The 22,413-nt window shown below is 40.5% G+C and carries 21 protein-coding genes; 8 read left to right on the top strand and 13 right to left on the bottom strand.

The window, feature by feature from the left end:
• Nucleotides 1-61: 61 nt before the first annotated feature.
• From A33Q_RS10735 to A33Q_RS10720, 4 genes are read left to right on the top strand one after another with little or no spacing between them, the layout of a single operon-like run.
• A complete protein-coding gene (locus tag A33Q_RS10735) occupies nucleotides 62-439 on the top strand; it encodes a response regulator (RefSeq protein ID WP_016255093.1) in 378 nt (125 codons plus the stop codon).
• Between the two features lie 4 nt (nucleotides 440-443).
• Nucleotides 444-1,484 carry an adenylate/guanylate cyclase domain-containing protein gene (locus A33Q_RS10730; protein WP_009033968.1) on the top strand — a complete coding sequence of 347 codons (1,041 nt, stop codon included), beginning with the start codon at nucleotides 444-446 and terminating at the stop codon, nucleotides 1,482-1,484.
• 39 nt (nucleotides 1,485-1,523) lie between these two features.
• Nucleotides 1,524-2,426 (top strand): YitT family protein, encoded by a 903-nt coding sequence (locus A33Q_RS10725; RefSeq protein WP_009033967.1) that lies wholly within the window; start codon nucleotides 1,524-1,526, stop codon nucleotides 2,424-2,426.
• Nucleotides 2,427-2,432: 6 nt separating this feature from the next.
• Entirely contained in the window at nucleotides 2,433-3,020 is a 588-nt protein-coding gene (locus A33Q_RS10720; protein ID WP_009033966.1) for an HD domain-containing protein, read from the top strand.
• A 4-nt stretch (nucleotides 3,021-3,024) separates the two neighbouring features.
• Here A33Q_RS10720 and A33Q_RS10715 read toward each other — a convergent pair whose 3' ends face one another.
• The 12 genes from A33Q_RS10715 to A33Q_RS10660 form a co-directional block, all read right to left on the bottom strand.
• Nucleotides 3,025-3,708, bottom strand: a complete 684-nt coding sequence (locus A33Q_RS10715; protein ID WP_235062795.1) for a 3'-5' exonuclease — start codon at nucleotides 3,706-3,708, stop codon at nucleotides 3,025-3,027.
• A complete protein-coding gene (locus A33Q_RS10710) occupies nucleotides 3,698-5,644 on the bottom strand; it encodes a DUF294 nucleotidyltransferase-like domain-containing protein (RefSeq protein ID WP_009033964.1) in 1,947 nt (648 codons plus the stop codon). The genes A33Q_RS10715 and A33Q_RS10710 overlap by 11 nt, the downstream gene beginning before the upstream one ends.
• Before the next feature lie 90 nt (nucleotides 5,645-5,734).
• Nucleotides 5,735-7,627, bottom strand: a complete 1,893-nt coding sequence (gene acs / locus A33Q_RS10705; RefSeq protein ID WP_009033963.1) for an acetate--CoA ligase — start codon at nucleotides 7,625-7,627, stop codon at nucleotides 5,735-5,737.
• A gap of 30 nt (nucleotides 7,628-7,657) precedes the next feature.
• Nucleotides 7,658-8,014, bottom strand: a complete 357-nt coding sequence (locus A33Q_RS10700; protein ID WP_009033962.1) for a response regulator transcription factor — start codon at nucleotides 8,012-8,014, stop codon at nucleotides 7,658-7,660.
• Complete coding sequence (locus A33Q_RS10695; protein ID WP_009033961.1) at nucleotides 7,989-10,748, bottom strand: ATP-binding protein; 2,760 nt, start codon at nucleotides 10,746-10,748, stop codon at nucleotides 7,989-7,991. The genes A33Q_RS10700 and A33Q_RS10695 overlap by 26 nt, the downstream gene beginning before the upstream one ends.
• Nucleotides 10,741-10,950, bottom strand: a complete 210-nt coding sequence (locus A33Q_RS10690) for a hypothetical protein (protein WP_009033960.1) — start codon at nucleotides 10,948-10,950, stop codon at nucleotides 10,741-10,743. The genes A33Q_RS10695 and A33Q_RS10690 overlap by 8 nt, the downstream gene beginning before the upstream one ends.
• A 106-nt stretch (nucleotides 10,951-11,056) precedes the next feature.
• Nucleotides 11,057-12,742: a sodium:solute symporter family protein gene (locus A33Q_RS10685; protein ID WP_009033959.1), complete on the bottom strand. Its 1,686-nt coding sequence runs from the start codon at nucleotides 12,740-12,742 to the stop codon at nucleotides 11,057-11,059.
• A 13-nt stretch (nucleotides 12,743-12,755) separates the two neighbouring features.
• Nucleotides 12,756-13,019 (bottom strand): DUF4212 domain-containing protein, encoded by a 264-nt coding sequence (locus tag A33Q_RS10680; protein WP_009033958.1) that lies wholly within the window; start codon nucleotides 13,017-13,019, stop codon nucleotides 12,756-12,758.
• 20 nt (nucleotides 13,020-13,039) lie between these two features.
• Nucleotides 13,040-14,485, bottom strand: a complete 1,446-nt coding sequence (locus A33Q_RS10675; RefSeq protein ID WP_016255092.1) for a hypothetical protein — start codon at nucleotides 14,483-14,485, stop codon at nucleotides 13,040-13,042.
• Between the two features lie 141 nt (nucleotides 14,486-14,626).
• Nucleotides 14,627-15,049: an IS1/IS1595 family N-terminal zinc-binding domain-containing protein gene (locus tag A33Q_RS10670; protein WP_009033957.1), complete on the bottom strand. Its 423-nt coding sequence runs from the start codon at nucleotides 15,047-15,049 to the stop codon at nucleotides 14,627-14,629.
• A gap of 134 nt (nucleotides 15,050-15,183) precedes the next feature.
• Nucleotides 15,184-15,963 carry a ZIP family metal transporter gene (locus A33Q_RS10665; RefSeq protein ID WP_009033956.1) on the bottom strand — a complete coding sequence of 260 codons (780 nt, stop codon included), beginning with the start codon at nucleotides 15,961-15,963 and terminating at the stop codon, nucleotides 15,184-15,186.
• Between the two features lie 10 nt (nucleotides 15,964-15,973).
• Entirely contained in the window at nucleotides 15,974-17,032 is a 1,059-nt protein-coding gene (locus A33Q_RS10660) for an FAD:protein FMN transferase (RefSeq protein WP_009033955.1), read from the bottom strand.
• 150 nt (nucleotides 17,033-17,182) lie between these two features.
• On the opposite strand from A33Q_RS10660, the gene ruvB reads away from it, so the two are divergent.
• Both ruvB and queG read left to right on the top strand, forming a co-directional pair.
• Nucleotides 17,183-18,214: a Holliday junction branch migration DNA helicase RuvB gene (gene ruvB / locus A33Q_RS10655; protein WP_009033954.1), complete on the top strand. Its 1,032-nt coding sequence runs from the start codon at nucleotides 17,183-17,185 to the stop codon at nucleotides 18,212-18,214.
• 376 nt (nucleotides 18,215-18,590) lie between these two features.
• The gene (queG, locus tag A33Q_RS10650) at nucleotides 18,591-19,520 is read left to right on the top strand and encodes a tRNA epoxyqueuosine(34) reductase QueG (RefSeq protein ID WP_009033953.1); all 930 of its coding nucleotides are present in this window, start codon (nucleotides 18,591-18,593) and stop codon (nucleotides 19,518-19,520) included.
• Nucleotides 19,521-19,573: 53 nt separating this feature from the next.
• Here queG and A33Q_RS10645 read toward each other — a convergent pair whose 3' ends face one another.
• Nucleotides 19,574-19,765, bottom strand: a complete 192-nt coding sequence (locus A33Q_RS10645; protein WP_040490356.1) for a hypothetical protein — start codon at nucleotides 19,763-19,765, stop codon at nucleotides 19,574-19,576.
• Nucleotides 19,766-19,883: 118 nt separating this feature from the next.
• Here A33Q_RS10645 and A33Q_RS10640 point away from each other — a divergent pair, with 118 nt between their 5' ends.
• Both A33Q_RS10640 and aroC read left to right on the top strand, forming a co-directional pair.
• Nucleotides 19,884-21,338, top strand: coding sequence for a BatD family protein (locus A33Q_RS10640; RefSeq protein WP_009033951.1), 1,455 nt, complete (start codon nucleotides 19,884-19,886; stop codon nucleotides 21,336-21,338).
• Nucleotides 21,331-22,407: a chorismate synthase gene (gene aroC, locus A33Q_RS10635; RefSeq protein ID WP_009033950.1), complete on the top strand. Its 1,077-nt coding sequence runs from the start codon at nucleotides 21,331-21,333 to the stop codon at nucleotides 22,405-22,407. The genes A33Q_RS10640 and aroC overlap by 8 nt, the downstream gene beginning before the upstream one ends.
• Nucleotides 22,408-22,413: the final 6 nt, after the last annotated feature.

Raw genomic sequence — 22,413 nt, 5'->3', positions numbered from 1 at the left:
ATCCGGCCTGATGTCAAGTAGGCTGGTTTTTTGACTTCTCCAACTATGCGAAAGTATGAATATGAAAATATTGATTGTAGATGATGAGAAAGATGTGGAGATGCTGTTCAGGCAAAAATTCCGCAAAGAAATAAGAAAGGGAGATTTGACCCTAGAGTTTGCTTTCTCCGGTAATGAAGCTTTGGATATCTTGGGCTCTGAAGACCCGCCCCAATTTGTATATGTTTTCTCAGATATCAATATGCCAGGGATGACAGGACTGGAATTGCTTGAAAAGATCAAAGGGAGGTTTCCTCAGATTGAGGTAAGCATGATCTCTGCTTACGGAGATAAAGAAAATTATGAAAAGGCTATTAATTCAGGAGCAAAGGATTTTTTTACCAAACCAATCGATTTTGTTTCTTTAAAAGAAGAAATCAACCGTTTGATTAATAAATAAAAAAATGGCGAAAATATTAGTTGTTGATGATGAGGAGGATTTGGAAGTTTTGATCAGGCAAAAATTCAGGCAAAAGATAAGGCAACAGGAGTACGAATTTATTTTTGCTATGAACGGTAGGCACGCTTTGGAACAATTAGAAGTTCACAAAGATATTGATATGGTGTTGAGTGATATCAATATGCCTGAAATGGACGGATTAACTTTGTTAAGTAAATTGGGTGAGCAGAATTCCCTGATGAAGTCAGTAATTGTTTCGGCTTATGGTGACATGGACAATATCAGGACCGCCATGAATAGAGGTGCATTTGATTTTGTAACCAAACCTGTGAATTTTTCCGATTTGGAAATCACAATTGAAAAGACCATCAAGCATGTTTACCAGATCCGGGAAACTCTAAGGGCAGTCAAAGAAAACAATATCTTAAAAATGTATGTGGATGAGACTGTTCTGAATTTTATGGGAGGGAAGGAGATTGAAAGGGCACTGACAGAAAGTGAAATCCAAGAAGGAACAGTCTGCTTTATTGACATCTGTGGTTTTACTTCGATCAGTGAAAATGAACCCGCTGATGTGGTGGTGAATATGCTGAATGCTTATTTTGACATCATGGTACAGGAGATTATCAAGGAAAACGGAGTGGTGGACAAATTTATGGGGGATGCTGTAATGGCTACCTTCAAAGGGGAATATCACTTGGATAGGGCCATAGAGACCTGTCTTTCAATCCGGAATAAGATCAAAATAAGTGGTATGGAAGGCAATTCTCTAGGTTATCATCCGGAAGTTTCAATAGGAATCAATACAGGAGATATGGTTTGGGGAAATATTGGCTCCAAAACACTTAAGAGATTGGATTATACAGTGATAGGAGATACAGTAAATGTTGCAGCAAGACTTCAGGCTGCTGCCAATAGAAACCAGATCTTGATTTCAGATAAGAGTTATTCCCTTGTTAAAGATTCATTTCAATGTCAAGAGGTGGGCTTACTCAAGCTTAAAAACAAACAAACACCTTTGATGGCCTATGAGGTACTTGAGTAGATTTAGTTTTTGCAAAACCAAAATAAAGCCTAACTTCAATTGCTAAATCCAATCCATGGCACCTTCAAAAAAATAAACTGGAAATCAGTATTTTCACTTAAGTCTATCATTTACACAATACTAGGTGTTCTTTTTGCGGTAGTAGGACTCCAGGGGTTTATGGTACCCAACAACTTTTTGGACGGTGGAGTTACAGGGATCTCCATATTGGTGAAGGGCTTTTCCAACATTCACATAAGTTTGTTATTGATTTTTTTCAATCTTCCCTTTCTGGTCATAGGATATAGTAAAATAGGTCAAACTTTCAGTCTAAAAGCCCTGATTGCTGTTTTGCTCTTGGCATTGGGCATGTACTTGATAGATATACCGCCCGTGACAGAAGATAAAGTACTCATAGCTGTTTTCGGAGGATTCTTTATCGGCTTGGGAATTGGTTTTGTCATCAGAGGAGGTGGAGTAATAGACGGATTGGAAGTAATAGGTTATTACACCCAGAAAAAATCAGGTTTTACTTCAGGGGAGATCATTTTGGCATTAAATACCTTGATCATTTTAGGAGCGGCATATCGTTTTGGGATAGAAACAGGGATGTATTCTATTTTAGTGTACTTCACTGCCATGAAGACTTCGGATTATGTAGTGGATGGCTTTGAAGAGTATACTGCTATGACTATTATTTCCAAGGATTTTGAAGATATCAAAAAACTGATCGTAAATGACTTTGGAAAAGCAATCTCTGTGTATAAAGGTGAAAGAGGATATCTTCCAGGTGCTTTCGAGGTAAAGTCAGATGTAGATATAATCATGACGATTGTGACAAGGCTAGAAATTCACAGAATCAGGGAAGCTGTAATTGAAATCGATCCAAAAGCTTTTTTTTATGTGCAGAGCATCAAGGAAGTTAAAGGCGGTTTAATCAAACGTAAAAGTGGACAACATTGACCTAAAATGGAATTTGAAGAACAGAAATCCTATTTTTTGAAAAAACTTGAAGTTGAACTTCCGGCATATCTTACCTATCACAATGCTGCCCATACCCAATATGTAGTCAATAGGGCTGTCGAAATAGCTAGGGAAGAGGGTGTTTTAGGGGAGGAGCTTTTGCTGGTCAAGTATGCAGCTTTATACCATGATGCCGGGTTTTTGATTCAGAAAGAAGAGCATGAAAAAGTAGGTTGCCAGATAGTAAATAGGGAATTTCCAGATTTGGGTTTCCATAAAAAGCAAATTGATACCATTTGCGGGATGATCATGGCAACGAAAATTCCTCAGAATCCTCAAACCCTTTTGGAACAAATTATAGCAGACGCTGATTTGGAATATTTGGGAACAGACCTTTTTGATATTGGAAGTGATCGGCTATACAGAGAATTAAAGCACTTCAGCGCTGACCTTTCCAGGAAAAAATGGCTTGAAATACAAATAAGCTTTATTTCCGCACACCATTATCATACGGACTTTTGTATTCAAAATAGAGAGCCCAAAAAAAAGGAAAACCTCCAAAGACTCAGAAGAGAACTAGAGACTTTGGTTTAGCAGCCTATCTCATCAATGTTCTGTAATCGGCAATACCGATCTTTTCTGCTTTTTTTAATAATTTGAGTAAGAGTTGCGCAGTGAGAAACGCATCTCCTGCAGCTGTATGCCTGTCGTCTAGCTGTATGCCGTACCTTTCGCACAGACTATCCAAAGTGTATTCTCCTGGTTTACCCATTCCTACATCGTAGTGATAACCCTTTTCCAGCCTTGTTGCCAGATATTGGGTGTCCAAGACAGGATTAGTTATTTTTTTTAATCCGAATGGGGCAAGAAATTTCCCCAAAACTTTCAGATCAAATCCAATATGATGGCCAACAAGGATGTGGTTATGCAAAAATGGTAGAAGCTCCTTTGCAAAGACTTCAGGTTTTGTGGGATTTTGAGGGTATAAAATTCCGTGGACTTTTAAAGCTTCCTGATTTTTGGCTGAGGTATCGAAATAATGCTCTTTGGCCGACTCCACCTGAATTTTGGACCGTGTAATCTTCACTGCTCCGAAAGAAACCATTTCAGCCTTTTCGGGATTGAGACCAGTTGTCTCTGTATCTAATACTATAAAACTTAACTGGCTTATAGGCCGTTGGGCGGGAATAATTTCCTTAGAGTATTCTTCATAAAGCTGAACAAATTCAGCTTTATCCTTTTTCTTGAAAATAAAGTCCAACCAGCCCATATCAACTTCCAAAATAATCTAACTGATACCTTACCCGGATGATTTTTTGCAATTCATCAATAGGGTAAAAGGTATTTTTCAATAATTGTCTTTGTAATTTTCCAATGTTTTCGGGACTGATAAACCTTCCTGAATTTTGACTTTTCAATCCCTCAATTGCTCTGACACGCATGAGGATCTCGTAAGCTTTTCCTGCTTCTCTCAATAATTCTTCATGGTTTGGCTCCAGTTCTGCTAGTTTTTCAAACCTTTTGAATGTATTATTGATTCCTACCACCTTATGACTGAGTACCAAAATCCGGGCAATATCAGCCAAGGGCATCATCGCTCTCAATTTGATATCAAACTTATCCTTTTGTTCTCCTGATTTTTCAAGGATGAAATTTCTGAAAAAACCCAAGGGTGGAGGATTAAGGAGTGCATTTTTTGCAAGAAAATTCAGAAAAATGCTTTTTCCTTTGATCTCATTGTAGATATGGTCTGTGAGTGTCTGTACCAATTGCTTTTGGCCGTAGATAGCCCTGAAGTCGAAGAATATGGTAGCGTTCATTAAAGCTTCCTGATTGGGTGTGAGAATCCAATCAGAAAAGTATTTTTTCCAAATAGAAATAGGCTGGCACCATTTAGGATTATTGGCCATCATCTTGGCAGGACAAGGGTGAAATCCACAGGAAAGCAGGATTTCTATCACCTCAGCTCCCAGATCCAGAAAATATTGTTGTGTGGATTGAAATTCTGCTTCGGGAACATCCTCAAAAATCAAGGCATTGTCCAAATCAGTTCTAAGTAATTGTTCTTCCCGACCCTCACTACCCAAGGATACAAAGCAAAACTTCACAGCGGGTATTGTGGGATATAATTCCTCGAGTTTTTTTTGAGAAATCTGGACAGCTTTTTGGATGATGATGTCGTTGATTTCGGATACTATATTGGCGACGAAATCCATGGAGACTTCATTTTCCAGATAGTATTTTAGCAAGTATTCTGCCCGGTTTCTGATTTTCGCCATGGCAGGGACTTCCCAGGTATTCATCAAGGCATTGATCAGCACTGCAGGGCTGTTTCCCTGAGAAAGTAAAATGTCATGGTCTGATAAAATTCCCGTTACAGGACTTTTTGAGCTTCCATCCTCTGTAAAGATCAAATGATGCAGACGGTTTTTGACCATAGTGAGGTAGAGGTCAGAGAAATCGGCAGATGGACTCTTGGTCATCACAGGCGTGGACATCAACTGAACTACTGGGGTTTCATAGGGTAATCCTGCAGCGACCAGTCTATTTCTCAGGTCCTTGTCCGTCAGGATTCCCAATGGATGCCTATGCTCATTCACAATGACAATAGACCCGACACCTTTTTTTGACATCAAGAAAGCAGCCTCCTGAATTCCCGTAGATTCGGGGCAGGTGAGTACTTCTTTAGAATAGTTGAAATCAGATTGACCGGTAAAAATCAGCAGTCCATTGTCTTCGGAACCTTGGTTGAATACTGAACGGGCTTTTTGGGATTGTGAAAGGTCATTCCTGATTACAACTTGACCCGAAGCAAATCCTGCGGCAAAATAGAGGCTTACCCTGCTGTTTTCCTGAACCAGTTTTTCGAAAATAGCTACGGGAACTGCATATACAAGCGCATCTTCACTGGCTTTGGCATTGAGGATGTAGGGTCTTTTCCCCAATAATGCCAATACCCCAAATACATCCCCTTCGTCACAGACTTCTATGATATTTTCCCTACCCTCTTTTAAGTCGTAAAGGCTTACAGAACCTTCCTTTAAAATAAAAAAACAGTCTTGAGCCGGTTCTCCCCTTTCAAAAAGCATTTCCCCCTCTCCATAAAACTTAATATCCACAGCCTTTGCCACTTCTTCCAAGGAAGTACTTGTCAAAAAAGAAAAGGGTGGGTAATTTTTCAAGAACTCTTTGACCCTATTGACAATGACGTTGGACATGCTTTTTCAGATTATGAACTGGATGGAAAATGTAAAATAAGAATTGCGGTCCTGGAATTTTCCAAAACCGCAATTTCTTTTGGGTTCACTTTATTTTCGGCCATCAATTATTTCCTTGACTACCTCAGGGTCAAGCAAAGTAGAAGTGTCTCCTAAGCTGTCTGTGGCACCTTCGGCTACTTTTCTTAGGATTCTTCTCATGATTTTTCCTGACCTTGTTTTTGGCAGCCCTGATACTACCTGGATTTTATCCGGTTTTGCTATTGGCCCGATGATTTTGCTGACAGTATCCTTGATCTCATTGACAAGGTTTTCTTCTGTTCTGTTGGTCATGTCGCAGATTACATAGGCATAGATGCCCTGTCCTTTGACCTCGTGAGGGTACCCCACCACGGCAGATTCTATTACTAATGGATGTTCATTGATGGCATTTTCAACCTCTGCCGTACCTAGCCTATGTCCAGATACATTGATGACATCATCCACACGGCCTAATATTCTATAATAGCCATCATGGTCGCGTTTCACACCATCTCCTGTAAAGTACATGCCTTTGTAGGTGGAGAAATAAGTTTGCTTACATCTGTCATGATCACCCCAAGTAGTTCTGATCATGGAAGGCCAAGGGAATTTTACGCAAAGATTACCCTCTACGGAATTTCCCGTTAGTTCCTTACCTTCCGGGTCTACAATGCAGAGCTGTACACCTGGAAGCGGAAGTGTTGCATAGGCAGGTTTGGTTGGAGTGATTCCCGCAATTGGGGAAACCATAATGCCACCCGTCTCTGTCTGCCACCAAGTATCTACTATAGGGCATCTGGATTGCCCAATGTGAGTATAGTACCATCTCCAAGCCTCTTCATTGATAGGTTCACCGACAGAGCCCAATACTTTCAAAGAATCCAGGTTGTATGGCTCAATAGGATCTGTTCCATGGGCTTGAAGTGCACGTATAGCTGTTGGAGCAGTATAAAATTGATTGACCTTATATTTTTCAACTACAGCCCAGAATCTACCTGCATCCGGAAAGGTCGGTACGCCTTCAAACATCACTGAAGTAGCACCTGCCAGTAAAGGACCGTAAACAATGTAAGAGTGACCTGTAATCCATCCAATATCGGCAGTACACCAATAGATATCTCCTGGAGAATATTGAAACACATTTTCAAAGGAATACTTGGTGTACACCATGTAGCCTCCCGTACTGTGGACCACTCCTTTTGGCTTTCCGGTGGAACCGGATGTGTAGAGAATAAACAATGGGTCTTCACTGTCCACCACTTCTGCTTTGTTTTCTGTAGATACCCCTTCAATGCAATCGTGCCACCAATGATCTCTGCCATCTTTCATTTCTACATCTTGGGCTGTCCTCTTGCAAACTATCACAGTCTCAACGGATGATTTTTCCAGAGCCTCATCGACGATTGCCTTGACTGCTATTTTTTTGTTTCCTCTGAAATTTCCGTCAGCAGTCAAAATGGCCTTGGCTTCACAATCATTGACCCTGTCCGCTAATGCTGAGGCAGAAAATCCTGCAAAGACTACAGAATGAATTGCTCCAACTCTCGCACAGGCCAGCATGGCTACAGCAGCTTCGGGGATCATAGGCATATAAATGATTACCCTGTCACCTTTATTGATTCCTTTTGATTTTAATACATTGGCAAACTGACAAACCTCTTCATACAACTCTCTATAGCTGATTTTTCTGCCTTCTTCATTTGGGTCATTCGGCTCCCAGATAATGGCAGTCCGATCTCCGTGGGTGAAAAGGTTCTTTTCGAAGATATTTTCGGTAATGTTGAGTTTGGCGTTGACAAACCACTTGACATCAGGCCCTTCAAAATCCCAGTCCAGGACTTTATCCCATCTTTTTTGCCAATGGAATGAATCCGCAATCCTGGCCCAGAAATTTTCGGGCTCTGTTACCGATTTTTGATATTCATGAAAGTAACCGCTAAGGGTATGTATTCTATCACTCATGTTATTGTTATTTATAGGTTTTTGTTTGGATTAATTCATTATATTTTTGACCTTTTGGACAAGCTCTCTTGTGGAAAATGGTTTGGTGAGGTAAAGGTCTGCACCCATGGCCAACCCTTTTTGGATATCCTGTTGTTTGCTTTTTGCAGAGATGAAAATCACCTTCACTTCCTTGTGGTTTTGTTTGAGGTGCTGACAGACCTCATAGCCATCTACTTTTGGCATCATGATATCCAGAATCACCAATTCAGGGATGCTTTCTTCAATGATGCTCAAGGCTTCCTCCCCATCTCTGGCAATGAATACCTGGAAGCCCTCTTTTTTGAATAGAAATTCCAAAGAAAGCAAGATGTTGGGTTCGTCATCTACGATCAATATTTTGTTCATGTGTGGTTGTGGAATATTGGTTTAATGATTCAGATTCGTTTATGGGAAGGGAAAACTGGAAACAAGTTTTCCCTGGTTCTTGAATTATGTCTATTTCTCCTCCATGATATTCTATGATTTTTTTAGAAATAGCCAGCCCAAGACCACTGCCGATGGGCTTCTTACTTGTTTGATTTTTAGCTTGGAAAAACTTGTCGAAAATAAAAGGAACTTCCTCTTTAGGAACTCCTTTTCCATCATCGCAGACCTGAAGGATCCAGTGTTGGTTCTTTTTGAAGGAGCTTAGTTTTACTTTGTCAACTGCGAATTTGGAGGCATTAGAAAGTAGGTTTAGGATTACCTGCTTGATTCTATCCTCATCCAAATTGAGATAAAGTTCTTCAAATTGTAAGTCAAGTTCAAATTCTAGGGACTTTTCCTTGAATACCTGAAGCATACTTTCCGCTGATTGAAGGATCAAAATGCGGGCTTCGGTATTTTCCATATTAAGTTTTTGTCTTCCCGAGTCAAATTTCTCCAATTCCAGCACCTGATCGATCAATCGGCTCATTCGTTTGGTTTCTTGAATGATAATATCCAGAAATTTATGTTTTTCTTCTTCGGGAAGATCCTCATCCATCAGTATTTCGGAAAAAGCCCGGATGGATGTGATTGGAGTTTTCATTTCATGAGTTACAGTAGAAATGAACTCATCTTTCAGCATGTCATTGAGCCGCAGGGTTTCGTTCATTTCCCGAAGGTCTTCTGATGCTTTTTTTAGGGCCTTACTTTTCTTTTTCAATTCTAAATTAAGGTTTTTCAGCTCTTGGGTTTCTTTCAAGATACTGAGTACTTCCTCCATACTGATTTCTTCTTCCTTGACGACTGACTCTACCATCACCCTCGCAGAAGCTGCTCCAATAATGCCTGAGAGCAACCGCTCAGAATAATTGACAAGCTCAGGGTCTGCATAGTTGTTCTGTCCAGGTTCCCGGCCTGTTCTTACTGTAAAATTTCTAAGTGCTTCTTCTGCTTTTTCAGTCCCCAGAAAATTATCTAAAAGGGATTTGATATCAGGAAGATAAGCCTGTCCTTTCCAGATAATCGAGCTGTCTAAGGTGGTGCTGTATTTGAAAATATCCACAAAAACCACAGCTTGATTGTGTTCTTTTGAGCTTTGTCTGGAATATAAAGAAAGGACTACATAAAGGATGGTATTAGCAGAAAGACTGAAAAACAAGGCGTGCGTGACATAACTCATCCCTTCCATTCCCAAGAGACTGTAGGGTTTCAAGGCAGCAATGCCAAATAACCCATCATCCATTATAGTCTGAGGTAAAAAGCCTGCCATGACCATGGTTGGGACTACAAGTGTGAAAAACCAGATGATAAATCCAGCGACTATTCCTGCCAATGCACCGGGCCGGGCTCCTTTTTTCCAAAATATACCTCCAATGATTGCAGGGGTAAATTGGGCTATCGCTACAAATGAAATCAAGCCAATTGAAACCAATGAAAAATAACCTGAGACTTCCCTGTAATACAAATATGCCGCTAGTATGATCAATATGATGGTAGCCCGTCTGATAATCACTACTATATCTCCAAGCTTGTGTTGATATTTGTTTTTGAGTTGATCATTGAAGAGAATAATTGGCATGACCAAATTGTTGCTTACCATATTGCTCAATGCGATGGTGGAAACAATGATCATACTTGTAGCAGCAGAAAACCCTCCCAAATAAACCAAAAGCGCCAGCCAACCTTGATCATAAGCAATGGGCAATGCCAGTACATAAGTATCAGCATCTACTGATGCCGAATCAAAATGGACTAAGCCCCCTAGAGCAATAGGGATGACGAAAACATTGATCAAAAGCAAATACAGAGGAAAGAGCCACATGGCTTTATCCAAATGTTTTTCGTCATTATTTTCAATGACTGTCATTTGGAACTGCCTCGGCAAAAACATAATGGCCATCATAGATAAAACACTTAGCCAAAACCACTCGGAGGCACTGTTTTCTTCAGACATCACAAACAAATGCCCTAAATCCCGCAATTCAGCCTGTAGAAATATGTCCTGGAATCCATCAAATACAAAATAAGTCACAAATAAGCCTACCGCCAGAAATGCCAACAGTTTGAAGATTGATTCAAATGCTACAGCCATCACCATCCCTTCGTGTTGGGCTGTGGCTTCTAGCTTTCTGGTGCCAAATAGAATGGTGAAAAGTGCCAAGCCCAATGACAAGTAAAATGCAGTATCCTGATAAAAAGGTAGTTCTAGCAATTGGGCACCAATTTGATCATTTTGAAGTATTTCAAAAGAGCTTGCAATGGCTTTGATCTGAATACTGGTGTAGGGAAGTATGCCCAGAAGGCAAAAAACGGTCACTAATCCTCCCAATGTGATGTTTTTCCCATACCTGCTTGAGATAAAGTCAGCTATGGAGGATATCTGTTGCACCTTGCTGATGCGAATGATTTTTCTCATGATTATCCACCAAAGTGGTGCTACCAAACTGGGTCCTATGTATATAGTTAAAAACTCCAGACCATTGGTGGCAGCTCTTCCTACCGATCCATAATAGGTCCAGGCTGTACAATATACAGCTAGGGAAAGTGCGTAAACGTAAGGGCTGGAAGCAAGATTGTTCCCTTTCTCGGCAGATTTTTCAGAGAACCAAGCAATGGCAAACAAAATAGCCAAGTATCCAAAAGTGAACGATATGATGAGACTACTCTCAAGCATCTTTCTGTCCTTTTGTTTTTCTGATGATGAAATAAGTGGCTGAAATCAGGGATACCCAAATGAAAAATACCAAAAGGTATAAGAGTGGTATGCCCATGAGTTTTTTTTCTAAATTGTAAAGAGCCAATACCGGATAATTCAAAAGGAATAACCCCATGAAAAAGGTAGTCCATAAATATTGACTTTTCAATGTTTCTTTCATTTCTGAATGCTTATTTTATTCAAATTACTTCATTTGGCTGAGGGAAAAAAGGGAAACTCCGACAATTACTTCGCCGGAGTATGCCCTTGTTTATTGAATGATTGGATCAATGTGCATGTGCCTTTCCGGCGCCTCTTGGAATCCTTATCTCTTCTATCATTCCCTGTACTTCTTTAGGTGGGGCAGGAGTTGCTTTGGATACCACATAGCAAACGATAAAATTGATGAGCATACCTACAGTGCCAATACCCTCTGGAGAAATTCCAAACCACCAATTTTCTATGCTATTCAGTTCGGGAGATATGAATTTGAAAAAGACAATGTATGCCATGGTAAAGAGCAACCCTGAAATCATCCCTGCGATGGCTCCTTCCTTATTCATCCTAGTAGAGAAAATCCCCATGATGATGACCGGAAAGAATGAAGCCGCTGCCAATCCAAATGCAAATGCAACTACCTCAGCGACAAACCCAGGAGGGTTGATGCCAAAATAGCCTGCCAGTACTACTGCTCCGGCTGCCGAAATTCTTGCGATAGCCAGCTCTCTTTTTTCAGTCATATCAGGTTTGAAAGTCCTGAATAGATCTCTGGATACTGAAGTGGAAATGACTAGAAGCAGACCTGCGGCTGTTGAAAGCGCCGCTGCCATCCCACCGGCAGCTACCAGCCCGATTACCCAATTGGGGAGCTTGGCGATTTCAGGACTGGCCAGAACCATGATATCCTTGTCTATATTCAACTCATTCGTGTCACTGTATGGAGTATATTGAACCATCCCATCCGCATTTTTATCTTCAACACTGATCAGGTTTGTCTTTTGCCAATTGGCAACCCATTCCGGCAGTTGGTCTACTGGTTGACCTGCTACAGTATCTATGGCGTTATAAATTCCAAAAGCTGCAATTGCCGGTGCAGTGGTGTACAAAATAGCGATGAATACCAAGGCATACCCAGCTGAAAGTCTTGCGTCTTTTACCCTTGGTACGGTGAAAAATCTCACAATCACATGTGGCAGTCCTGCAGTTCCCACCATCAAAGCCAGTGTAATGGCGAAAATATCAGCAGTGCCTTTTCTGCCGTCTGTGTAGGCGGCAAACCCCAACTCGGAAAGTACCCCATCCAGTTTGTCCAAAAGATAAGTACCATCAGCTACTGTATCTCCCAGTCCTAACTGAGGAATAGGATTCCCCGTAAGTTGCATGGAGATAAATATTGCAGGAACCATATAAGCGAAGATCAACACGCAATATTGTGCGACCTGCGTGTAGGTGATTCCTTTCATTCCACCCAATACGGCGTAAAAGAACACAATGCACATCCCTATCACCACTCCCCATTCAATATCCACTTCCAGGTAGCGCGAAAAAACTATACCTACTCCTCTCATCTGGCCGGCAACGTAGGTAAAGGAGATGAAGAGAGCACAAATTACAGCTACCACACGGGCTTTGTTTGAGTAATACCTGTCCCCTACAAAATCGGGAACAGTAAATTTTCCGAATTTTCTCAAATAAGGAGCTAATAAAAGAGCGAGTAAAACATAGCCGCCAGTCCAACCCATTAGATAGACTGAGCCATCATAACCAGAAAAGGCAATGATCCCGGCCATGGAGATAAATGAAGCAGCCGACATCCAGTCAGCGGCAGTTGCCATGCCGTTGGCCAACGGAGACACTCCGCCTCCAGCAGTATAAAATTCTTTGGTCGATCCTGCCCTAGTGTAAATGGCGATCCCAATATATAGGGCAAACGAAGCTCCTACTAAAATGTATGTCCAGGTTAATATTTCCATGATTTCTTAGTGGTTATTCTTCGTTTACATCAAATTCTTTGTCCAATTGATTCATTCCATATACATAGACAAAAATCAAAATGACAAATGAATAAATAGAACCCTGCTGAGCAAACCAGAATCCTAGCTGGAATCCTCCAATCCTAAATTGGTTGAGCTGGTCTACCAAGAGGATTCCGAATCCAAAGGAGACGGTGAACCATACACTGAGCAATACAAGCAGCAACTTTAGGTTGCGCTTCCAATAGGCTTTCATTTTGTCTTTGTGTGCTGACATATTGTTTTGGGTTATTGTGTTTAGAGAAAGAGATGGGTTTGCAGAATAAATTCTCCTGCTGAACCATTGGTTCTATAGTTTTGGAAAACAGGACGCGTGCTATATTGAGCGGTTATTTTGGCCTGATGCCCATTGATGTAGTAATTGATACCAAAGTCGTATTGAGAACTCCCGGTGTCGAAGTAGTCGAAGTTTTTGTAGGTAAAAGCTGCGAAGGGTTGAAGCCTACCATGATCTTCCAAGATACTTTTCGGGAGTAAGTAGCCGGCTTGCGTGTAGAAAATATTTCCAGTCCCAATTGTAGGCTGTGCATTGCCTGCCCCATTTTGACTGCTGCCTGCACCAAAGCCAACATTCATAATTCCAACGTTTCTGATATAATTGGGACCAAAGTCATAATTGTAGAATACCGCATAGGCAGTAAGAGCTGTTCCTGAGATCGGGTTGATAGGGAGGTCCAAAAAAGCGTCCATTCCCAAAAGTGTGATATCGTGCAAATTTTGTGTTCCGTCTACGGAATTGGATGAGGTAGCTTTTGGATGGTAGTGCCAGCCGGCCCCCAGGTTGAATACTTTCTTGGTGCCCAGGTATGAGCCGACAAAGAAGGGAAGCTTATTGTTTTCAGTTTCCAGAAACTGATAAGCAATATAGCCTTGTGTTGCCCAATTGTCATTGACGAGGTTATTGGCTTGTGGAGTTTGCCTCACTTCATCAAAACGTCCTCCAGCTCCTACTGAAAAGGGTTTGTTCAAAGCCAATCTATAGTCCCATTTTGAAAACTGACCTTTGGCATAAAATCCAAACTGTCTGGCAAACTGATCTGTAAGTTCAATCAAGGGCCAGTTGAAAATTGGTGCATCAATGGTCATGAATGAAAGTGTACTGTGGCTACTCATTCTCGAAATACCATTCCAGTAATGCAATCCGGCTCCCAGATAAATGGCTTCGCTTACTTTAAACTCTGTCCATACGTCATGAAAAAACATTTGTGGTTTTTTGGCTGACATGCCCGAGGCAGAACCTAATCCTGATTCAGGATCCACATTAACAGGGATTTGGCCGGGGTTTCCTGTAAGTCCGCCGCCAGGTACTCCTCCGTTGGTAAATGTCTGATTGTTGATGCCCCAATGGGTCAAAACCAAAAACCTGGGAGATACCTGTGCATAGGCTAGGAATCTGGCTCTTCTGATTCCAATGTCGGAGGTTCTTGGAGCAGCATTACCATTGACATTGAGTGTGCCGGGGTTGTTCTGTGTGGCCCGTGCCCATATTTGGTTCCAGACCAAAAATCTCACGTATTTGGTTCCGTCATCCGAAAGGGATAAGGTGAGCGGTTTGTAGGAGTGGTCTGCCATCATTTCATCCTTGGCAGAAATAAAATTTGCCAAAGTGTCCTGTGCTTTGGCCGGAAGGCTAATGACAAGACTGTAAAATAGCAGGAAAGACCATTTGGACTTGAGCAACATGGGTATTTGGGTTCTTTGTTAATCACCTGAAAGAAAAACATTTCCTTCAAGCATGACCCAATTTGGAAGCTCATTTTTCAAAACAAAAAGTGAGCATATATATTTGTTAAAAAAATATAGCAAAAAGAATAAAATTCTGTTTTACCGGTTTTTGAACCTTTCCCACTTGATGATCATAAACTTGTCACCGAGTTCTGTAATAAGCATTCCCGTATCAGTCAGATTTTCCTTTTGAGCCATAAATTTGACCAATTCGGTATGATTGAGCACTTTATAGGTTGGTCTGTAATCGTAATTTTCTGGAGCTTTAATTTTATATTGCTTTACCCAGTTCATGACAGAAACATGGCTTACACCTAATATTCTTTCGATTTCCCTGTAAGATATTCCTTCGATATAGAGCTGCAAAGCTTTTACTACATAGTATTTATCGATGGATTTCCCGAGCTTATTGACAGTGAAATGATAGCCGCACTTTTTGCACTTAAACCTTTGTCTACCTCCTATGATTCCACTTTTTACAACTTTAGTATGTTCGCATTTTGGACAAATTGCTTTTTCCATAAGGCTTATTTTGGGTTTGATATATCAAATTAGCGAAAGTATACCATATTAGCAATAAATAGACTGACTTAGCTTCATTGAATTTCAATTCCAAATAATATAAGGGAAAAAATTAAAATACCTTAGTTAAAAACCTACAAAAGCATTTCCAGCGAAATGGCTAGGCCGAAAGCCAAGATACTGACCAGTACTTTGTTGAAATGAAATCTGTGATCTGGACTGCTTTCGAAGAAAATAGTGGTTGAGATATGTAAGAATCCCCCTGCTACCATGCCATAGAAAACATTCAAAGTCTCGCCTCCCAACAGCTTACTTTCATAGAGAAAGTTGCTTAGTAACATACCTAAAGGAGAAGCAAGTGCAAATACTACCAACAGGACAAAAACCCATCTTTTTTTGAGGGCTGTCATCAAAACAGCGACTAAGGCAAAAGCTTCAGGCCCTTTGTGTAAGAGGATACCGAAAAGCAAATTGTTGTTTCCATGATGGTGGTGGTGATGGCCATGGTCCCCATGATCATGCATATGGTGCATCAATGCGCCGTCATGTGAAAGAAGTGTTCCTTCCAAAAAAGCATGCATAAACAATCCGATCATTATGGTCCAAACACCCAAGTTAGCACCTTGATGTACATGGCTCGGGTGATGAATATGCCCATGTTCTACGCCGGTAGACAAGAGTGCCAGTATCTGTTGCAACAAAAATCCCAATAAAATATACAACCCCATTCTAGTAGGACTGACTGACTCTACAAATAATTCAGGTAGGATATGAAGTACCGTTATCGCAAAAAGGTAAGAGCCCGCAAACACTAGAACCAGTTTGAAGAGTCTTTCTTCCCAATTGGGTATAAAATAAGCCATACCGCCAGCCAAAAGGGCTGTGAAAAACAAAAGAGTAAAGTTTAATGCCATGTTGTTATGATTATTCTTCTATAAAAGAGAGGTAGGGCTTGATACCTTCACTGGCATAAAAGTCCAGTTCACCATCTTCGTTGTTGTAAATCAGAAATATCTCTATATCATTCAAGGATTTTTGGAAAGCAACGGATTTCTCAGTTCCCATGACCATCATGGCAGTTGCATAAGCATCTGCTGCCATACAATCATTGGCGATGACTGTCGCACTGAGCAAACCATGTTTTACAGGTCTGCCCGTTGCAGGGTCTATAGTATGGGAAATTTTCATACCGTCCGCTTCATAAAAATTCCTGTAATTACCTGAAGTAGCCAGTGCCTTATTATCGAGCGCTATGATGCTGACAAGCTGGTCTGCACGTCCCAGTTCCTCAGGCCTGTTAATGCCTACTTTCCAAAGCTCACCTTTATCATTTACCCCTTTTGCTACCAATTCACCACCGATTTCCACGAGCATATCTTCAATCCCCTGACTTGAAAGAAAATCAGCAATGATATCTACCCCATAGCCTTTGGCAATGGCACTGAAATCTAAATACATTCCCTCTTTTTTTCTCACTTCCAAGGAATCATAGCTCACTGCTTTGAAATTGACCAAAGGCAGCATTTTATCAATATTTACACTGTCTTTGAGCTGAGGTCCTCCGGGACCAAAGCCCCATAGATTGACCAAAGGTCCAACGGTAGGGTCAAATGCCCCTTGGGTTTCATTGTAAACTTTATCACTTGATTTTAAAATCGGATAAAAATATGCGGACTCAAACTGTAAAGTGTCCTGCCTGTTGAACCTGCTTATCTCAGAATCCTCAATATAAGTAGAAAGCGAATTATTGAAAACCGCCAAAAGCGAATCAATTTCTTTTTTAAAGTCCCTTTCATTTGGGTCCAAGTACACAATTCTATAGCTAGTACCCATGGTATTGCCTGAAAAAGTCACCTTTCCGCTACCCACCTCTTCTACTTTCACTTCAGGTTGTTGTTGATTTTGCCTGTAGAGGTAGACTATTGCAACTAGTAATAGAAGAACAATAGAATATATGATGTTTTTACTGGCGTTACTTTGCATGAATTGGCAATTTTTTCGAAAGTTAAAGCTTATTTTCAAAATAAAGTTCCATTTTCCCTAAAATGCAACAAAATTGCAAAATCATGATGTATTTGTATCCCTTTATGCCTTGGTCTATTTTTCTATCTTTGTGAGAGAGCAAGAAATTATATGAGAGAAGACTATCTGAGTGGTGAAAGGGAAGACATGAATTCCTCTGACCGAGAAATTGAAAGAGCACTTAGACCCTTGAGTTTTGATGATTTTACTGGACAGTTTAAGATTGTGGAAAATCTTAAAGTCTTCGTGTTGGCTGCAAAGCGGCGTAATGAACCTTTGGATCATGTACTTTTACATGGTCCTCCAGGCTTAGGCAAGACTACCTTGAGCCATATTATAGCCAATGAACTCGAGGCAGGAATCAAAATCACTTCCGGACCAGTATTGGACAAGCCCTCGGATCTTGCAGGATTGTTGACCAATCTTGAAGAAGGAGATGTGCTTTTTATTGATGAGATCCATCGGCTTAATCCTGTGGTGGAGGAATATCTTTATTCTGCGATGGAGGATTTCAGGATTGATATCATGTTGGACTCAGGTCCAAATGCACGCTCAGTTCAGATTTCATTGAATCCATTTACGCTGATCGGTGCGACCACTAGGTCAGGTTTGCTGACTTCTCCTCTTAGGGCGAGATTCGGTATCAATTCCAGACTGGAGTACTATGATGCCAAATTGCTTACAGATATTGTAGGTAGGTCAGCTGGGATTTTAGGAACTCCTATAGATGATGTGGCTGCTTATGAAATAGCCAGAAGAAGTAGAGGAACACCAAGAATTGCCAATATGCTGCTACGCAGAACAAGGGATTTTGCAGAAATCAAAGGAAATGGCAAGATCACACTGGATATTTCCAAAATTGCTCTTGAGGCCTTAGATGTAGATGAAAATGGGCTGGATGAAATGGATAACAGAATTCTCTTGACCATTATTGAAAAATTTAAAGGAGGTCCTGTCGGTCTCAGTACCATAGCCACTGCTTGTGGAGAAGAAGCTGAAACCATAGAAGAGGTTTACGAGCCTTTTCTGATTCAGGAAGGTTATATGAAAAGGACCTCCCGTGGAAGAATGGCCACCGAACTGGCATATAAACACCTTAAACTCAAACCCAATATGGGAGGAGAGACTGGAAGTCTTTTTTAGAGGCGAGAGGTGAGATATGAGACATAGATTTATGATTTAAGATTCAATGTCGTTTAGATAAGACTACAAGTTGAATTTAAACTTTTCCAAAGTTGGATTAAAAGTAAAAATAAACATTGTTTTCAAATCTGAACTTTGGAAAAGTTACCCTAAACTAAACGACATTGATTTAAGATTTAGGACGGTTGGGGTAGTTAGAAAGGGTATGATAATCGGAAGGCCTCGTAAATCGTATATCGTACTTCGTAAATTGTCCAGACATGAGACGTGAGATTTGAGACAAGAGACAGGTTGGAGTAGGTAGAAAAGGGTTTGATAATCGAAAGGCCACGTAAATCGTATATCGTACTTCGTAATTCCCAAAAAAATACCATTGATGAAAAAGGACAAATATGCCCAGATCATAAAATCCCAGGCTAGGCTTTTGGGCTTTGATTTTTGTGGTATAGCAAAAGCTGAATTTCTCGAGGAAGAAGCTCCGAAGTTAGAAAACTGGTTAAAACAAAACTACCATGGGAAAATGGCCTATTTGGCCAATCATTTTGATAAAAGGCTAGACCCTACCCAACTTGTAGAAGGCGCCAAATCCGTGGTAAGCCTGATTTATAATTATTATCCAGAGAAAAAACTACCTGAGGCAAAAGATGATTTCAAGCTGGCCAAATATGCCTACGGTAAAGATTATCACTTTGTGGTTAAGGATAAATTAAAAAGCTTCTTGGCAAATCTTCAGCTGGAGATTGGAGATTTTGGGGGAAGGGTGTTTGTAGATTCCGCACCCGTGATGGAAAGACAGTGGGCACAGAAAGCAGGCTTGGGCTGGTTGGGGAAAAACAGTCTTTTACTCAACAGGGAGATGGGAAGTTTTTTCTTTTTGGCAGAACTGATTATTGATTTGGAAGTCAGTCCTGATGCTCCATTGCAAAAGGATTATTGTGGAACCTGTACCAAATGCATAGATGCTTGTCCCACAGATGCCATAGTGAAAAATGGAGTAGTGGATGCTTCTAAATGCATTTCTTATCTTACTATAGAGTTGAAAGATGCCATTCCGGAGGACTTTCGGGGTAAAATGGAAAATTGGGTTTTTGGCTGTGATATCTGTCAGGATGTATGCCCTTGGAATAGATTTTCCCAAAACCATTCTGAGCCAGAATTTTTGCCAAACCCGGAATTGTTGGGTTTTGGGAAAAGTGATTGGCAGGAAATGACTGCAGAGACCTTTGGGAAGGTCTTTAAAAAATCAGCTTTAAAGCGCACTAAGTTTGAAGGTTTGAAGAGAAATATCAAGTTTTTGGAGGGATAGTTTAAAAAGCTTAAAATCCAGGTAATAAAAAAAGCTCCTTTGCGGAGCTTTTTTCAACCTGCCAGTCCAATGAAATATTTGTTTAGGACAGGTTCATACTTGCTGGAAAACTTGCTGTAACACCATTCTTTGAATAACTGAATTTCTGCAGGAACAAGAAGATTCAGTGCCTTGCGCAACTCTTTCTCGAAGAGTCTTCGGTCGAAACTTACTTTCATTAAAATGGTCTTTACGTACTCTAGCATATCTTAAAGAATTATTAAGGTTAGTTAAAACAACAACTATCCTAGTTACGATACTATGAATGGTTTGTTGCGTTTAAAATATAAAGTTAATTTGCGGCACTAAGTTTAAAACCTAGTTATGATTAGAACGACTGTCACCCTATTTCTTGTATGCCTTACATACATTATTTCTGTAAATGTTCAGGCACAGGAAGTGACTATAGAATTGGGACCCGATGAGATCGGGCTCAATGAGACTTTCAGTATAAAAGTAACTATTTCGAATGATAAAATAAAGTCATACGATGAGTTTCCTGATATCACTGGATTTCAGAAACAAGGACTTTCACAATCATCATCCATGAATGTGATCAACGGTCAGGTAACAAGTACCAATAGTATAATTCAATATTACAAACCTAATAGAAAAGGTACTTTTACAATTGATCCATTCATTGTAAAAATCAATGGAAATGATGTAAGTCACCCAGGCAAAACAGTCAACGTAGTAGACCCCAGAAGTAGTCAAAGGCGTTCCGGAGCTTTTGATGCTTTTGATGATCTTTTTGGGAGGGAAACCAGAGAGGAGCCGGAGTTTATTGAAATTGAAGATGATGCTTTTTTTGCTTCCTCTGTAGACAAATCCGAGGTTTTTGTAGGAGAAGGGTTCAATGTAAGTTTGGCATTTTACATGTCTGAAACCAATCAGGCTCCTTTTCAATTTTACGAACCGGGAAGGCAGCTGGATGATATCCTGAAAAAGATGAAGCCCTCTAATGCCTGGGAAGAAAATTTTAACATCACCAATATTCAACCGGAAAGGGTAACTCTTAATGGTAAAAACTGGGTAAAATATAAAGTTTATGAAGCTACATTTTTTCCATTTTCTGATGGAGAAATTACCATTCCCTCTATTGCATGGGAGATGATTAAATATAGAGTAGCAAGAAATCCTACATTTTTTGGAAGTAATAGAATGGAAGATTTCAAAACATTCTACTCCTCAGCCAAAAGTGTAAAGGTAAAACCTCTTCCTCCACATCCACTTAGAAATGAGGTGAGTGTTGGTGTATTTCAACTTAGGGAAAATATCAAGGACTTTGAAGCACAGACAGGCGAAGGTTTCTCTTACAATTTTGGAATCAGCGGAGAAGGGAATATCAATTCCATCTCTCCTCCTAAGACTCAGCAAATCCACAAGTTGAATACATTTGACCCCAACGTAAGGCAACAAATCAATAGGGGTGCAGGAAAGATCACAGGTATCAAGGAGTTTAATTATTACCTCACTGTGAACGAACCTGGCGAAGTCAACCTCAAGGATCATTTTGAATGGATTTATTTTAACCCTGCACTTGCCAAGTATGACACATTGAGGCCTTCGGCAGTGGTCAATGTGGTGGGAGAGTCCAAAGTCAATCAGGCGATTTCAAGACAAAGGCTGGGTGGTCTTTATGATTTGATAGAGGTAGAAAGCAATAAACTTTCATACCAGCGATATAAGTATTATTTTTCGATCTTTATTAATTTACTATTGCTGGCTTCAGTAATTCTGCTGGCCGTGTTGATTATCAGAAAAAGTAATAATGGGTAATTCGTTTGGAAGAATATTCAGAATAAGCACCTTTGGTGAGTCCCATGGTTTAGGCCTAGGGGTTGTAATAGACGGTTGTCCGGCAGGCGTAGCTATCGATGAGGACTTTATCCGGGAAGAAATGCAGAGAAGGAAGCCTGGCCAATCCAAAATCACAACCCAAAGGAAAGAGGAAGACGATTTCAAAATTCTTTCGGGGGTTTTTGAAGGTAAGTCTACAGGCACTCCTATAGGAATGGTCATCATGAATACCGACCAAAAAAGTAAAGATTACAGCCATATTTCAGATAAGTTCAGACCTTCACATGCAGATTACACCTATTTCGAAAAATATGGTATTCGTGATTATAGAGGTGGAGGAAGGAGCAGTGCAAGAGAAACTGCTGCCAGAGTAGCCGCAGGAGCTATAGCCAAAATGTTGTTGAAACATTTTGAGATTTCTATCCATGCTTATGTAAGTCAGGTTGGTGATCTGAAGCTTGAGAAAAACTATAGAGACTTGGACTTGACTCTGACAGAAAGCAATATTGTACGTTGCCCTGATCCTCAAATGGCAGAAGAAATGATTTCCTTCATTGATGGCGTAAGAAAAGACCGTGATACAGTTGGCGGCATAGTATCCTGTGTTGCTCAAGGTGTACCTCCAGGAATTGGAGAACCGGTATTTGATAGGCTACATGCTGAATTGGGTAAGGCCATGCTCAGCATCAACGCAGTGAAAGGGTTTGAATATGGCTCTGGTTTTGAAGGTGTAAAAATGCGAGGATCTGACCACAATGATACCTTTTACAGAGATGGAGACAAGGTCAGAACCAAAACCAACCATTCAGGCGGGATTCAAGGTGGGATTAGCAACGGAGAAGACATCTACTTTAATGTTGCTTTCAAGCCCGTAGCTACGATTATGCAGGATCAGGAATCTGTAAATGAATCCGGGGATGCAGTCTTGGTATCTGGGAAAGGAAGACATGATCCTTGTGTAGTACCCAGAGCAGTGCCAATCGTAGAGGCTATGTGTGCCTTGGTACTTGCTGATTATTTGCTCATCAGCAGGACAAATAAATTGTAAAATATA

The organism is Indibacter alkaliphilus LW1 (genome assembly GCF_000295935.2).
Lineage (GTDB): Bacteria > Bacteroidota > Bacteroidia > Cytophagales > Cyclobacteriaceae > Indibacter > Indibacter alkaliphilus.
Note: the sequence above shows the minus strand (reverse complement) of the source record. Positions and strands in the feature narration are given on the sequence as shown.